This window comes from Streptosporangium sp. NPDC051023 (assembly GCF_040689595.1).
Lineage (GTDB): Bacteria > Actinomycetota > Actinomycetes > Streptosporangiales > Streptosporangiaceae > Streptosporangium.
Window position 1 is genome coordinate 74,978 of sequence record NZ_JBFBCE010000006.1, and the last position, 14,829, is coordinate 89,806.

Below are 14,829 nucleotides of genomic sequence, written 5' to 3' on the forward strand. Positions count from 1 at the left end.
GGCAGGGTCGGAACCTCAGCGGAGGCCTCTGCCGGTGATAGCGAAGATCGTCATAGACTGGCGGATCATGGACTGGGTCGAGCAGGTCGCCGGGATCCGGCGCTGGAGCAGGGGCGGCGAGCGAGCACCGCACAAGCCGCTTCTCCTGCTGTACGTCCTGGGACGTTTCCAGCGGCACGGCAACAGCCCGATCCTGTTCAGCGCCGCTGAGGCGGAGCTCAGAAACCTGCTCAAGGAGTACGGCCCGCCGCGCGAGACCAGCCCCGGCTATCCCTTCCACCACCTGGCCAGCGACGGCCTGTGGCTGGTCGAAACCACTACCGGGCCGGGCAGCCCGGGACCGGAGCTGGGCCGTCTGCGCGAGAGTCAGGCGTCCGGCCGCCTTCATCCGGATCTGGCCCGCGCCTTGGCCGAGGAGCCGGACCTGGTCACCCGGATCGCCGGCTTCCTTCTCGACGCGAACTTCGCCCCCTCCCTGCACGCCGATCTGTGCCTGCTCGTCGGCCTCGATCTGGAAACTCCGCGGGCCGCCGGGAGGATCGGGACGAACGGCGTCGCCACACGCCGGGATCCCGCTTTTCGCAGGCGGGTGCTCATGGCCTACGAGTACGCGTGCGCGTTCTGCGCTTACGACGGCTGGCTGGACGGCACGGCGGTCGGGCTGGACGCCGCGCACGTGCGCTGGTGGGCCTTCGACGGCCCCGACGAGCCGGCCAACGGGCTGTGCCTGTGCGCGATCCACCACAAGCTGTTCGACAAAGGCGTCCTCGGGCTGAGCCCGGAACGCACGGTGACCGTCTCGGCCAGATTCGTCGGCCGCTCGGCCTCTGCCCAGGACATGGTGCTGGCCCTGGCCGGACGCCCCGTCCGCGCCCCGCAACCGGGCCTGGACCCCGTCGACCCCCGCCACATCGCCTGGCACAACCGCCAGGTCTTCCGAACCCCGGCCCGTACCTTCTGACCCCGTTCTCACCACACCGTGCCCAAGCCGAGGCCACACGGTACGGCTCATCGTGGCCGTCACCGATCACATTTGAACGCTCCATATCGACGTCATCGACGCCGGATCGACCGGGCGGCGGCCGTACGTCCGCCCTGCCATGAGCCCCGACAGCGGCGGCGGGTGCAAGGTGGATCGCACTGCTGTACGGCCTGGCGCGATAACCGGAACACTCAACCGATACACCCACCCAACTGCTCATATCCGACATTCTTCGCTATACCCTCAAAACGACTCTCGCCATTCCTCAATAAATGAGGGCTGCCATTCGCAATATGCTTCACTGCCTCTGGACAGAGAAGAACCTTCCTTTCCCCGCATCGAGAAGGGTGCGATGAGTCAGCCCTCCAGCACTCAGTTCACCGGAAACCCCCACGTCGTCCGGCTGTCGGCGAGCCTGCTCGACCGCCGGGACGCCGACTGCGACTACTTCGCGGCCGTCAAGGCCCGCCCGCAGCTGTGGCCGCAGCCGTACGAGAAGCGCAGATACGCGCCGTGGGAGACCTTCCCGCTCGGTCTGGTCATGGAGGCGCTGAACCTGGCCGAGTTCGAGGCCGCGCCGATCGAGGAGGCTCTGACGAGGGCCCTCGGCAACGCCCGCAACAGCGTGCATCCCGGGGTCGCCACCTGGGTCCGGCACGCCTGCCACACCTACCTGGAGACGGCCGAGAGCCTGGCGGCCATGCTCGCCTCCGAGGGAGTGGAACTCAGACCCGAGCGCAACCCCCGGATCGTCCAGGGCGGCCGGTCCCCCACGGAGATGCGCTCCCTCACCGTCTGGGGCCGCTGGTACGGCTCGCCGGACGGCGCGGTGGTGGAGTTCCGCAGGATGCGCCTGCGCCGTCCCCTGGGCACCGCGGACATCCCATCCACTCAGGCGATGGCGTACGTCGCGGCGGCCGACAGGCAGGTGACGGATCCGGCGGAGCTGTACACCGCGATCCCCGTCCCGGTGCGGCCCGTTCCCGTACCGGGACGGGTGCGGATCGTCGAGGTCGGGCTGACCACCGGCATGGATCAGGTCCTTCTCGACACGACGGACCTGGAGAGGATCCACGGCACCTACGCCTCGAACGTCAGGCCCGTGACGGTCCGGCTGCTGGCCGGGAACGGCCGGACCCCCGGACACGACTGCGCCGAGTGCAAGGCACGGGCCTCCTGCGAGGCCCTCGCGCACACCCCGGGGCTGCTCGGCCTCGACGACCGGGGCACACACCGGCGGACGTGGTCGATCACGACGTCCCGCTACTACCAGGTCTGCCCGGCACAGGCTCACCTGCGGGAGTTGCGGCTCCCCGGCGACTGGGAGACGAGTCCCGCGGCCGAGCGCGGCCAGCACGTGCACTCGTGGCTCGAGGCCGCGCACAGGCGGGAGAGGCCCTGCTCCGTGGCAGACCTTCCCGAGGTGGACGCCGACGACTGCGGCATCGCCGATGAGCTGATGGAACGGCAGGAGTACGCCCAGGCCAGGCCGTACCTGCTCCAGCATCTGGGGGTGTGCCCGCTGCGCGGCCCGGGCGAGGTCTCCGAGGTCAGGCCCGAGCCGAAGGTCGCCGCCTACGACGCGCATGCCGACGTCGTGGTGCTCTCCCACCCCGACCTCCTGCGCCGGGTGGACGGACGGCTCGTCTACCGCGAGCAGAAGACGTCGGCGGCGCCACGCGGCATCACCGCGGAGAACGCGCTGGAGATGGTTCCGCAGCTCGCCCTGGCGATCAGCCTGATCTCCGCGGGTGTCTTCGGGGATACCGATGGGCTGGTCGAGCTGGAGCAGCTCACCCCGGCCTCGGCCGAGGTGCTCACGTTCGACGCGACCGACCCGGCGACGGTCTCGGCCGCCGGGCAGGTCGTCCTCGACCGTGTCCGGGCCTGGCACCGCGATGTCACCTTCCACGCGACCCCGGGTCCCTGGTGCCAGTTCTGCCCGGTGTCCCGCTGGTGCCCGGACGCCTCCGGCTCCCCCGCGCGTACGGTGGACGGCCTCGTGTTCGACCCCGTCACCGGGGAACTTCTGGCGGGCCCCGGCCTGGCCGACAGCCACGTCGAAGCGATCGCCGCCACCCTCTCCGAACCCGAACCCGACGACGAACCCCCGTTCTGAGAGGGCGACGAACAGCCGTGAACGCGCTTCTGTCCATGGACGAAGCCTCCGAATAATCCCCCTGACACATTTGTTCGAGCCGGGAACCGATGAAAACGCTCCGAGGCACAAATTCGGACGGGTTATCCAGGACACCACGCCGTCTTCCCGCCTCGGAGCGCCTGCCTCAGGCAAAATGACACGGTGATTGACCCATCACAGGCAAGTCACCGGAATCCTCAGCCCTTCGCCCATCTGAGCGCGCCAAACGCGCCCCTCTATCGCCAGGTGTTACACGCGTTCGCGCGGGCGAAAGAACGCTTCGTCGTGCACTTGCGGCCCGAGGACATCGCGGCCGAGCTGAGAAGGGACGGCGGCGAGCAGCTCACGCAGGCGCTGGACAAGCTCGTCGAGTGGGGAAACCTGCGGGCCGACGCCGACACCGGCAGGGTCACCTCCGTCGAGGACTTCCACCGCAAACGGTTCCTGTTCCAGCTCACCGCAGCGGGACACGCCGCCGAGCAGGCCATCGCCTTCTACGAGGAGGCGATCGGCCGGCGCGGTGTGCTCCAGTCGGTGGCGCTGAGCGACATCGCCGGTCAGCTCCAGGCCCTGCGTGAGCTCGCCGCGCAGGCCGACCCCGATCCCGTCAAGGTCCACCTCCTGCTGCTCTCCCTGGCCGAACGGTTCTCCTCGCTGGCCGACAACGCTCAGGCGTTCATGGCCTCGCTGCGCCGCGCGATCGACTTCTCCGACGGCGACGTCGAGGGGTTCGTCGCCTACAAGGAACGGCTGATCGACTACATCGACCGTTTCATCGCCGATCTGGCCAACTCCGGGGCCCGCATAGCCCTGCTCCTGACCGATCTGGAGGCCCACGACCACGGCAGGCTGCTGCGGCTGGCCGCCCGGCGCGAGGCGGCGGACGCCGTACCCGAGGGAGCGGATGAGGCCGAGGCGTACGGCAGAGCCGAAGCCGCGGCCCACGCCTCCTGGGAGAATCGCTGGCAGGGACTCAGGGAGTGGTTCGTCTCCCGTGACGCGGGCCGCCCCTCCCAGGCCCGCCTGCTGCGGCAGTCCGCGGTGACGGCCATCAAGCAACTCCTCGACGCCGTCGGCCTGCTCAACGAGCGGCGTTCCGGCCGTTCGGACCGCTCGGCCGACTTCCGCGCCCTGGCGCGCTGGTTCGCCGAGGCACCGGACGAGCAGGCGATGCACCGCCTCTGGCGGGCGGCTTTTGGGCTGTCGCCCGCACGGCACCTCACCGTCACCGCCGAGACGCTGTCCGCCTGGAAGGAGGGGGACCTCACTCCCGGCACGTCGTGGCGTGACGCCCCGCCGATCCGGATCTCCCCCCAGCTGCGCATGACCGGCTCCTACGAACGCCGGGGCAAGCCGAACAGGATCCAGGATCGTTCCCTGGCCCGCAGGCTCCTGCTGGAACACGCCGAACGGGAAGCCGCCGAGACCGCCGCAGCGCGGGCCCGGCTGCGCACCGAAGGCCCGACTCTCCTGTCCGAGTTGGACGTCCTCGACCCACGGGCGTTCCGGCTCTTCCTTTCGCTCATCGGCGACGCTCTGGCCGCCCGTCTCCCGGGGGAAACCGAGGTGAAGGCGGTGAGCGGCGACGGCTCGATGGAGATACGGCTCTCCCCCGTGCCCGGTGGGGGGCAGGTCGAGATTCATACCGCCGACGGAGTGCTCACCGGACCCGAGCACCTCATCGAGATCACCAACTTGATGGAGGTCTCGTGACTCCCGAGGAGGAGACGGCCCGGCGGCGGACCGCACTCCGTGCCCTGCTGACGAAGCCGCTGCTCACTGTCGAGAACGACGCCGACAGGCTCGCGCTCGTGCGCCAGCACATCGCCGAGCTGCGCGACTGGCTCACCCGGGAGACGGGCTGGCGGCTGCTGGCCGACGCGGAGACGGCCAGGTTGTTCAAGACCGTCCCGGACGGCGACGACGCCACCCGTCCGGCTCGGGGCCGGGCCGGGGAGCCGTTCGGCCGTCACCGTTACGTCGTCCTCTGCCTGGCGCTGGCCGTACTGGAGCGGGCGGACGCGCAGACCACGCTCGGCCGGCTCGCCGAGGGAGTGCTGAACTCGGCGGCCGAGCCGGAGCTGGACTTCGCCTTCACCCTGGACAGCCGGGCGGAGCGAGCCGACCTCGTGGCGGTGGTGCGCATGCTGCTCGAGTGGGGGGTGCTGCGCAGAGTCGCCGGTGACGAGGACGCCTACCTGTCGGCCACCGGGGATGTCCTCTACGACGTACGCAGGCACGTCATGGCCACGCTCCTGGTCACGGCACGCGGACCGTCCACGATCGGCGCCACCTCCTTCGAGGAACGACTGGCCCAGCTCGTCGCGGAACCCGTCGCCGACACCGAGAGCCTGCGGAATCAGGCGATTCGCCGGCGGCTCACCCGCAGGCTTCTGGAGGATCCCGTCGTCTACTACGACGACCTGGACGAGGCCGAGCGCGCCTATCTCGTCTCCCAGCGTCACGCGATCGTCCGCAGGGTCGAGGAGGCCACCGGGCTGGTCGCCGAGATCCGCGCCGAGGGGATCGCGATGGTCGACCCCGACGACGAGCTGACCGACGTGCGCATGCCCGAGCAGCGCACCGACGGGCACGTCACCCTGCTGGTGGCCGAGCATCTGTCCACCCGGTCCGCCCAGGATGGAGTGGCTTTGGAGGAGTTGCGTGCCTTCGTACGGCAGGCCGCCACGAAGCACGCCTCCTTCTGGCGCAAAGGCGTGACCGATCCCGGTGCCGAAGACGGGCTTCTCGCCGTGGCCCTGGAGAAACTGACCGCCCTCCGTCTGGTCGAGGTTCGCGAAGAGCGCGTCCACGGCCTGCCCGCCATCGCCCGCTACGCCCTCGACACCCCCGTCATCCGAGGACAGTGATGCTCCCAACCCCTACCTCAGAACGTTGGAAGCCCCTGCGAGCCGGGCTCGTCGACATGTTCCATTACGACGTGGAGGAGTTCCACTTCCACGACGGGCGGCTGCTGCTGCGCGGCAACAACGGCACCGGCAAGTCCAAGGTGCTCGCCCTGACCCTGCCGTTCCTGCTCGACGGGGAACTCGCCCCGCACCGCGTCGAGCCAGACGGCGACCGTCAGAAACGGATGGAGTGGAACCTCCTGCTGGGCGGCAGACACCCGCACCCCGAACGGCTGGGGTACACATGGCTGGAGTTCGGCCGGTGCTCGGCCGACGGAGGCATGGAGTTCCGGACCGTCGGCTGCGGGCTGAAAGCGGTCAAGGGCCAGGGCATCGCCAAGCACTGGTTCTTCGTCACCGGTCAGCGGATCGGTGACGGGCTGGAGCTGATGTCTCCCGCCGGAGTCGTGCTCACCCGCGAGAAACTCCGGGAGGCCGTCAACGGGCGTGGCATGCTCTACGACCGGGCCGTCGACTACCGCAGGGCCGTGGACGAGGCCCTGTTCGGCCTGGGCGAGCACCGCTACGAGGCGCTGGTCAACCTGCTCATCCAGCTCCGCCAGCCGCAGCTGTCGAAGAAGCCCGACGAGAGGATGCTCTCGCGGGCGCTCACCGAGGCGCTGCCGCCGATGAGTCCCGCTTTGATCACCACCGTGGCCGAGGCGTTCCGCGGGCTCGACGAGGAACGTGACGCGCTGCGGGCGCTGGAGGAGACCCGCGGGGCCGCCTCCGACTTCCTCGGCCACTACCGCAGGTATGCCCGGATCGCTGCCAAACGCAAGGCCGCGGCGCCCCGCCTGACCCACAGCCGCTACGAGCACCTTGGGCGTGATCTTCTCGACGCCGAGGCTCGTCACGCCGAAGCTCAGGCCGAGCTGGAGACGGCGCAGTCGCGGCTCACCGAGCTGGCGGCGGCGCGGGTCCGCCTGGAAGCCCGCGGACAGGCGCTCCAGCAGAGCCCCGAGATGCGTGACGCCGAACGGATCAAGCAGGCCGGTGAGGAGGCCGAGCGGCAGACCCGGCACGCGCGTGCCAAGGAAAAGGACCGGGACGACCTGGCGACGGAGACCGTGCGCCGTCAGAAACGGGCAGACAGCGCCCAGGAGAAGGCCGAGCAGGCCGCACATGACTGGGACACCGCGCGGAGCCAGGCGAACACGGCGGCACGACGGGCCGGATGCGAGCGCGCTCACCTGGAGATCACCGCCCGATGGGAGATGGATCCCGCCGCCTCTCGCCGGGACGCCGAGTCCCTGGCCGACCGGCGGTCGCAGGCGGTGGCCGAGCTCGACCGGCTGCTTTCGGCCGTGGACCGGGCCCGGAGCAGGTTCGAGGCCGCCCGAGCGGAGGTGGACCGTCTGACCGGAGAGATCCAGGCCTCCGGTGAGCGGATCGCCACCGCCGAGTCGACTGTCCGGCGGCAGGCGACCGACCTGGCCGACGCTTACGTCTCCTACCTCGCCGGCGTGGTGGAGCTGCGGATCGACGATCCGGATGAGCTCCTGACAGCTCTGGAGTCCTGGGCCGAGACCGCCGAGGGCCAGAACCCGGCGGTGCCGGCCATCGACGACGCAGCGCGGGCCGCCACAGCCGAGCTAGGCCGCAGGGAGGCCGAGCTCGGTGCCGAGCTGCGGGAGCAGCGGCAGCGAGCCGTGGCCGTCCAAGAGGAGATGGCACGGTTGGAGGCGGGCGGCCACGACGCCCCGCCTGCCCCACACACCCGCCCTTCCGGGGTACGCGACGGCCGCCCGGGAGCACCTCTGTGGAAGGTGGTCGACTTCGCCGAGGCCGTCTCCGGAGACCACCGCGCCGCCCTGGAGGCGGCGCTGGAGGCCTCGGGAATCCTGGACGCCTGGGTGACTCCCGAGGGGACCCTCCTCACGGTGGACGACACGGTCGTCCTGACCGGCTCTCCCATCACCGGCCCCTGCCTTTCCGCCGTACTACGCCCGGCCGTCGATCGCGCGGACTCACAGGCGGCCGCGCTACCGGACTCCGCCGTCCATGCCGTTCTCGCCGGAATCGGGCTTGGGCCCGGCGCGGCGACCTGGGTCACGGTGGACGGGCGCTGGGCCAACGGCGTGCTCGGCGGCTCCTGGCACAAACAGAGTGCCGTCCACATCGGTGAAGGAGCGAGAAAGACCGCCCGGCGGGCCCGGCTGGCGGTTCTCGCCGAGGAACTGGCCCAGGTGCGCGGGACCATCACGGAGTTGGACGAGAAGCTGAAGGCGCTCGCCGTACGGCAGGGCACACTCGCCGTCGAGCACCGCGCGCTGCCGTCCGACGCCTCACTGCGTGAAGCCCATGTCAGGCTGGCCACCGAGCACGGCCGCAGACGTGAGCTCGACGGCGCCCGCACCACCGCCGTCCAGACCGTGGCCACTCGACAGGGCGAGGTGACCGTGGCTCAGGAGCAGGCGGCGGAGTTCGCCGGAGATGTCGGGTTGTCACCGGATAAAGATGGGCTCGCCGAGGTCCGGAACGGCGTGGCGGACTACCGGCTGGCCCTGGCCGGCCTCTGGCCCGCGGGTAAGGCGCTGTTCGCCGCCCGCCAGGCGGCGGAGGAGACAACGGAGGAGCTGTCCCTGGCCCGTGAACGGCACGCCGAGGCCGCCGAGATCGCGGCGGAGGCACGTGAGCGCGCGGAGGCCGCGTCGGAGGCTCACCGGGCACTGGTGGAAACCGCCGGAGCCGCCGTAGAGGAGCTCTACCGCCGTCTCGACGAGGTACGGCGGGCGCTGACGGAGCGGGAAGCCGCCGAACGCGCCACCCGCGAACAGGAACGGGCCGCACTGATCAAGCGCGGCAAGGCCGAGGGCAAGCGTGAGACCCTGCGTGGCGAGATCGGGGAGGCCGAACGACAGCGCGACACGGCCGTCGCCGAGTTCCGCGGGTTCGCCGCCACCGGCCTGATCGGCATCGCCCTGCCCGCGCTGGAGATCCCCGACCCCACCGCCGAATGGGCGGCCACCCCCGCCGTACTGCTGGCCCGTGCCGTCAACGCCGAACTCGACGGCGTCGACGACGGCGAAGGACCGTGGGACCGAGCCCAGAAGCGGGTCACCGAGGAACACAAACTGCTCTCCGACGCCATGTCCAGGCACGGCCACTCCGTCGGGCTGACCCTGCGCGACGGCGTCATGATGGTGGACGTGCTGTTCCAGGGCCACAGCCGGGACATTCCCGGCCTGGCGGAGGCGCTGGAGGAGGAGACCGGGCAGCGGGCACGGCTGCTGTCGGCCAGGGAGCGGGAAATCCTAGAGAACCACCTGCTCAACGAGGTGGCCGGCACCCTGCATGAGTTAATCACTGCCGCCGAGGAGGAGGTGCGGACGATGAACGCTGAGCTGGAGTCCCGTCCCACCTCAACGGGCATGCGGCTGCGGCTGCTCTGGAAGACCGTGCGGAACGCCCCCGACGGGCTGGAAAGGGTGCGGGAGAAGCTGCGCCAGACCGTGGACGCGTGGTCAGCCGCCGACCGCGAGACCGTGGGCGCCTTCCTGGCGGAGCAGATCGCCAGAGAGCATGCAGGCAATCCCGCCGCCGGTTGGAACGAGCAGCTGACCAGGGCGCTGGACTACCGTGCCTGGCACGAGTTCGCGATCCAGCGTCTCCAGGACGGGCAGTGGCGATCGGCCACCGGCCCGGCCTCGGGCGGCGAACGTGTCCTGGCCGCCTCCGTTCCGCTGTTCGCCGCCGCTTCGGCGCACTACAAATCCGCGGGCAATCCGTACGCGCCCCGCCTGGTCGCGCTCGACGAGGCCTTCGCGGGAGTCGACGACGACTCACGGGCCAAGTGCCTCGGTCTGCTGGCGACGTTCGACATGGACGTTGTGATGACCAGCGAGCGAGAGTGGGGCTGCTACCCGCAGGTGCCGGGACTGGCGATCTGCCAGCTGTCCAGACGCGACGGCATCGACGCCGTGCTGGTCACCCCGTGGCGATGGGACGGGCACGAGTGCCGCCGGGCCGAGCGTCCCGAGCCACGCCCCACGCCGCCGCCTTCCACCGACCTGGAACAGGACGGGCTGTTCTCATGAGCGAGCGGTTGGAGCGGTTGCTGGGCGGGCCGGAGACCTCCTGGCTCGTCGAGCGGGTGCGCCGCCGCCTCGAACGGGGCAGGCCGCCGATCGGCCCGGTCACCCTGAGCGCCGCCACGGTGGAGCAGCGTCGCGCGATCGAACGGCTGCTCGGGCGCAGGGCGGGCGCGGGTTCCTCCCTGTCGGTCTCGCTCGACGAGGTGGATCGGGTGCTCCGATCCAGCGGGGTCTGCCCCGAGGGTCTGGCCGCCGCGGTCGTGCTGCTGCAGGGCCCCGTCCGTGACCTCGGCCGGGAGAACGCCCTGCGGGACGCGGCCTGGCGGGAGGCCTTCGCAGAGCTGGACGCGGCCCTCACCGACCGTCCCGAGCTGTCCGGCTGGCGGTCCTGGCTGGAGACGACCGGCGTGGTACGGCGGAGCACCGGTGACCCACACGAGGCCCGGATCCTCCTCGACACCGTGGCCGCGATCCTGCTCCGGCTGCCGCACGCCGGTATCCCGATCGGCCGCCTGGCCGCCGAGACCTGCGGGGACGCGCATGCCCTGGACGAGGGGAAACCCGTGGCCGCGCTGGCGCTGTCGGCGGCCCGTGCTCTGGGAGGCCTGCCGTACGCGGGAGACGGCACGGCCGACGCCCGGCGGAGGGCTTGGGCGGCCGTCGGGGTCCACCTCGACGACCTCTCGTCGTCCGTCCTGTGCCTCGGCCTTCCCGGAGACGACGACACCCCGGCCGGGCGCGTGCTCGCCGCGACCCGGGAGGCGGGTGAGCCCTGCCTGCTCACACTGCGCCAGCTCCAGCGGCACGAGTCCCCCATCCGTGCGGGGCTGGTCAGGATCTGCGAGAACCCCGTCGTGGTCGCCGCCGCGGCCGACGAGCTCGGCCCACGCTGTCCTCCCCTCGTCTGCACGGGCGGCAGACCTTCGGCGGCCGTCTGGCGGCTGCTCGATCTGCTGGCCGCCGGAGGTTCGGAGTTCGCCTACCACGGTGACTTCGACTGGGGTGGGATCGGCATAGCAGGCGCCGTCCGTGAACGGGTCGATTGGCGCCCCTGGCGCTATGACTCGCTCGCCTACGAGGCGGCGATCCTCTCGGGCAAGGTGCTCTCCATGACGTCCCTGACCGGCCACTCGCGCGCGACGCCGTGGGATCCCGAGTTGTCGGCGGCGATGGTACGGCGGGCCGTACGGGTCGAGGAGGAGATGGTTCTCGGGGACCTCCTCACCGACCTGGCCGCCGGATCAGGCGATTCCATCGCCCGGTTCCGGGATTCGTACCGAGACTCCTCAGCTCTCGGGTCAATTACCGAGACCTGAGCGGCCGAAATACTCTGTGCGGTCGATGTGGAGTGAACACCTCCGAGACGAAACGTGAAATCGCGCATGACCTTCTGAACCCGGGGCGGGACGCCTGGGCCCGCAACGGCGTTCCTGGACTGTCACGCCACCGCGAGGAGTGCGCGGACTCGTGCCGCGTAGGCTCTCGGGTGGGTCAGGTTGCCGTTGTGGCCACCGGGGAACTCCTCGAGGGCGACGCCGACGAGGTCGGCCAGTTCCTGTGCGCATCGGTAGTCGAAAACCGTCCTCGGCGTGGTACGGCCCGCCGCGGGGATGACGCGGGTCGGGGTGTTCTTCACCTCGGCGACGTTCAGAGTGTCGGCGACGATCGCGTCGAAGTCCCGCTCGATGAAAAACCCAAAGTTGGCGATCCGCTCCGGGGTGAACGGGTGCTGGGTGAGGCCCGGCTCCGTCTCCTGGTCCGCGGGGTTGATGCCCAGAACCCTGGCGACCTCCTTGATGACCGCGGCCAGGCCGTCGCGACGGTAGACGTCCTGCACCTCCCGCAGTTCACGCTCGTGGTGGACGCCTTCGGCGTCGGGTAGCAAGCGCGGCGCGACGGGCTCGTGCGCGATGAGCGTGCTCACCTGGCCGGGATGGCGGACGGCCAGGTGGAGCCCGATGACGGCGCCAAGGCTGCAACCGAGCATGAGCACCGGTTCGCCGGTCAGGAAGGCCAGCAGCCGGTGGACGTCGTCGGCGTGCTCCTCCATGGTCACCGCCTGCGCGGGGTCGGCGAGCCTGCTGCGCGACAGCCCGCGCCGGTCGTATGTGACCACCGTGTGGTCCTCGGTGAGCCGGTCGACCAGATCCACGCTGCGCCCCGCGTCGCCTTCACCGCTCTGGGAGATGAGGAGGACGGGACCGGTGCCGCGCACCTCGTAGTAGAGGTCGGCGCCCGGGACGGGCAGCGTGCCTGCCTGCGTGTCGTTCATCGAAGACCCCTTCGGGTGTGATCGCTTCGGATGAGACGACAATAATGCATCAAGCTTGATGCATCAAGCTTGATGCATCTTCTTTGATGTATCGTCGTGGACGTGAACGGAGTCGAGCTGTTCCTCCTGGGACGCGCCCTGATGAAGATCGGTGAAGAGGCCATGCCCACCGAGGGCATCGGGCAGCACTCCACGAGCGTCAGGACGGTCCTGATCGTCGCCAGCGACATCCGCGATCATCCGGACACGTCCGTCGGCGAAATCGCTACCCGGACCGGCCTCCCGCAGAGCGCTGTCTCGGCCTCCGTCGCCCGGCTTCGCGAGGCCGGCTCCATCGTGACGGCGACCGACCCCGGGGACCGCCGCCGGCTTCTCATCAAGGAAGCCCCCGAGGCATCCGCACGGGTGACCCAGGTCCGCTCGACATCCATCGACGACGCCCTGAGCACGGCACTCGGCACCGACGACCCCGGGCAGATCCGCGAGCTCGTCGCCATGCTCGAAGCGCTCGCACAACGCCTGGACACGAGGACCCCCACCGCACGGAAGGCGGCCCAGCCGGGCTCGTGAGTTCACCGCCGCACACGGCGAGCCGAACCCACCGCGGGGAATTCACGCCGCAGTTGCCGCACGGCCAGACACACGGGAACACACCTCAGGCGTGAGGTACGGCGTTCCCGCCGCCGACCCCCCCTCACAGAAATCATGACGGGAGCGAGACGGCGGACTGCGAAGATCGAACCGCAGCCCTTCGCCGTGTGGGGCACTAACGGGAGGACGTCCTCCATGAGGAAGAAGATCGCCGCGCTGGCCGTCGCGCTGATCGTCCCGCTCGTTGCCGCCGGATTCGGCAGCACCGCGAATGCGCAGGTCACCTCGGCGAGTCCGGTCGACGCGCTCAAACACCAGTTCATCGACAACCACGGCGTGAAGATGTCGAAGGTTCTCACTGTCACGAGGCGGGACGGCGAGAAGCTGAACATGTGGGTCAAGGGCGTGGCCGAGTTCGGCAAGGGCGGAATCACCGCCACCGATCTGACTTTTCGCTCCGACCTCGCGCTTTTCAAAGGCCCAGTACGGCAGATCCTCTTCGAGGGCCGCAAATACGTCCGGGAGGGAGCCCTTCCCAACGGGAAAAGCTGGTTCCTCTCCAAGGACAAGAAGATCCACCCCGTGCTGGACGCCGACTGGATCAAACTCGCCGATCCGGTCATGCTGAAGGCCGTGCTGGCCACCACTGCGACAAAACGCCCAGCGGGCGTCTATGACGGCACTCGCACCACGCTCTACCAGGGCACGATCGCCCTCGGCGAGCTCTACCGGGCCTCTCCCGAACCCCCTGTCCTGCTTGAGGAGAAGCCGACCGGCCAGGAGGCGAGGATTGAGATCTCCTGGCGGCTCTGGCTCGGCGAGGACCAGTTGGTGCGCAGAGCCAGGGCTTCGTGGAGCGAGCCGTACCGTGATGCCCGCCGCTGGTACGTCGCCGACGCCCGCCTGACGGACTGGGACGCCCCAACCGACATCACACCCCTTCCGTCGACGACGTGGCGACCTCCTATCACGAGGAGGCGGAGGAACCCCCCGTTCCCCTGAGTTCGCTCACCGACTGACGGCCTCCCCCGAACGACACCTAACGTCAGACACCGTCAGGAGCACTCGCCGCGCTCACAACACCCGGTACGTGACCGTCTGCCGCGCCGTCAAGCGTCGGGCCCGTGCCGTGCCGTACGGAGACGGCTGGGATGCTGGAAGCATGGTCGGCCGCGAACTGTCCGTCGTCGTCGCACCCGAGTTGCGGTTGTTCGTCTCGCCGCGGCTGAGACGCGCCGGAGCCGGAGACGCCGAGTTGCGGGTTCCCTATGACGGGACGTCATCTCTCGGCCATGTGATCGAGTCGATCGGCGTGCCGCTGACGGAGGTCGGCTCGCTGGCGGCGGACGGCCGCCGGGTGCCCCCGTCGTACCGGCTCGGGCCGGGCGAGGCCGTACACGTGGGGGCGATCGAGCGGCCCCAGCGTATCCCGCTCCCCAGGTTTGTGCTGGACGTGCATTTGGGGACGCTGGCCCGACGGCTGCGCGTGGTCGGGATCGACGCCGCGTACCGGAACGATATGGACGATGACGCGCTGATCGCGCAGGCGAATGCGGAGCAGCGCGTGTTGCTGACGCAGGATCGGGGGCTGCTCAAGCGCCGGGCATTGCGCCTGGGGGGATACGTCCGGGGCACCCGTCCTGACGAGCAGTTGGCCGACGTGCTGGACAGGTTCGCGCCGCCGCTGGCTCCATGGACCCGGTGTACGGCGTGCAACGGGCCACTCGTTCCGGCGGGCAAGGACGAGGTGGAGCAGATGCTGCCGACGGGAACCCGCCGTACCTATGAGACGTTCGCCCGGTGCCGTGCCTGTCATCGCATCTACTGGCACGGCGCGCACAGCGGCCACCTGGACGAGATCATCGCTAAGGCGCGGCAAATCATGTGACATGTCCCGG

General features: G+C 70.0%; 10 protein-coding genes. 9 read left to right on the forward strand and 1 reads right to left on the reverse strand.

The window, feature by feature from the left end:
• Positions 1 to 67 precede the first annotated feature (67 nt).
• The 6 genes from AB0395_RS05820 to AB0395_RS05845 all read left to right on the forward strand — a co-directional run bounded on the left by AB0395_RS05820 (position 68) and on the right by AB0395_RS05845 (position 11,384).
• Positions 68 to 961 (forward strand): phosphorothioated DNA-binding restriction endonuclease, encoded by an 894-nt coding sequence (locus AB0395_RS05820; RefSeq protein WP_366277444.1) that lies wholly within the window; start codon positions 68 to 70, stop codon positions 959 to 961.
• A gap of 373 nt (positions 962 to 1,334) precedes the next feature.
• Positions 1,335 to 3,101, forward strand: a complete 1,767-nt coding sequence (locus AB0395_RS05825) for a PD-(D/E)XK nuclease family protein (protein WP_366277446.1) — start codon at positions 1,335 to 1,337, stop codon at positions 3,099 to 3,101.
• 183 nt (positions 3,102 to 3,284) lie between these two features.
• Complete coding sequence (locus AB0395_RS05830) at positions 3,285 to 4,835, forward strand: TIGR02677 family protein (protein ID WP_366277448.1); 1,551 nt, start codon at positions 3,285 to 3,287, stop codon at positions 4,833 to 4,835.
• Positions 4,832 to 5,992, forward strand: coding sequence for a TIGR02678 family protein (locus AB0395_RS05835; RefSeq protein WP_366277449.1), 1,161 nt, complete (start codon positions 4,832 to 4,834; stop codon positions 5,990 to 5,992). The genes AB0395_RS05830 and AB0395_RS05835 overlap by 4 nt, the downstream gene beginning before the upstream one ends.
• Complete coding sequence (locus AB0395_RS05840) at positions 5,992 to 10,071, forward strand: TIGR02680 family protein (protein ID WP_366277451.1); 4,080 nt, start codon at positions 5,992 to 5,994, stop codon at positions 10,069 to 10,071. Before AB0395_RS05835 ends, AB0395_RS05840 begins: the two co-directional genes overlap by 1 nt.
• Complete coding sequence (locus tag AB0395_RS05845) at positions 10,068 to 11,384, forward strand: TIGR02679 family protein (RefSeq protein WP_366277453.1); 1,317 nt, start codon at positions 10,068 to 10,070, stop codon at positions 11,382 to 11,384. Before AB0395_RS05840 ends, AB0395_RS05845 begins: the two co-directional genes overlap by 4 nt.
• Before the next feature lie 122 nt (positions 11,385 to 11,506).
• Here AB0395_RS05845 and AB0395_RS05850 read toward each other — a convergent pair whose 3' ends face one another.
• Positions 11,507 to 12,340 (reverse strand): alpha/beta hydrolase, encoded by an 834-nt coding sequence (locus AB0395_RS05850; RefSeq protein WP_366277455.1) that lies wholly within the window; start codon positions 12,338 to 12,340, stop codon positions 11,507 to 11,509.
• 102 nt (positions 12,341 to 12,442) lie between these two features.
• On the opposite strand from AB0395_RS05850, the gene AB0395_RS05855 reads away from it, so the two are divergent.
• The 3 genes from AB0395_RS05855 (at position 12,443) to AB0395_RS05865 (ending at position 14,819) form a co-directional block, all read left to right on the forward strand.
• Positions 12,443 to 12,910 carry a MarR family transcriptional regulator gene (locus AB0395_RS05855; protein ID WP_366277456.1) on the forward strand — a complete coding sequence of 156 codons (468 nt, stop codon included), beginning with the start codon at positions 12,443 to 12,445 and terminating at the stop codon, positions 12,908 to 12,910.
• A gap of 216 nt (positions 12,911 to 13,126) precedes the next feature.
• Entirely contained in the window at positions 13,127 to 13,933 is an 807-nt protein-coding gene (locus AB0395_RS05860) for a hypothetical protein (protein WP_366277458.1), read from the forward strand.
• 160 nt (positions 13,934 to 14,093) lie between these two features.
• Positions 14,094 to 14,819: a Mut7-C RNAse domain-containing protein gene (locus AB0395_RS05865; protein ID WP_366277586.1), complete on the forward strand. Its 726-nt coding sequence runs from the start codon at positions 14,094 to 14,096 to the stop codon at positions 14,817 to 14,819.
• Positions 14,820 to 14,829 lie beyond the last annotated feature (10 nt).

Bases quoted from the DNA above. Each gene is read 5' to 3' on its own strand.
- AB0395_RS05825 (WP_366277446.1), top strand. From the start codon at position 1,335: ATGAGTCAGCCCTCCAGCACTCAGTTCACCGGAAACCCCCACGTCGTC.
- AB0395_RS05845 (WP_366277453.1), top strand. From the start codon at position 10,068: ATGAGCGAGCGGTTGGAGCGGTTGCTGGGCGGGCCGGAGACCTCCTGG.
- AB0395_RS05820 (WP_366277444.1), top strand. From the start codon at position 68: ATGGACTGGGTCGAGCAGGTCGCCGGGATCCGGCGCTGGAGCAGGGGC.
- AB0395_RS05850 (WP_366277455.1), bottom strand. From the start codon at position 12,340: ATGAACGACACGCAGGCAGGCACGCTGCCCGTCCCGGGCGCCGACCTC.
- AB0395_RS05865 (WP_366277586.1), top strand. From the start codon at position 14,094: ATGGTCGGCCGCGAACTGTCCGTCGTCGTCGCACCCGAGTTGCGGTTG.
- AB0395_RS05860 (WP_366277458.1), top strand. From the start codon at position 13,127: ATGAGGAAGAAGATCGCCGCGCTGGCCGTCGCGCTGATCGTCCCGCTC.
- AB0395_RS05840 (WP_366277451.1), top strand. From the start codon at position 5,992: ATGCTCCCAACCCCTACCTCAGAACGTTGGAAGCCCCTGCGAGCCGGG.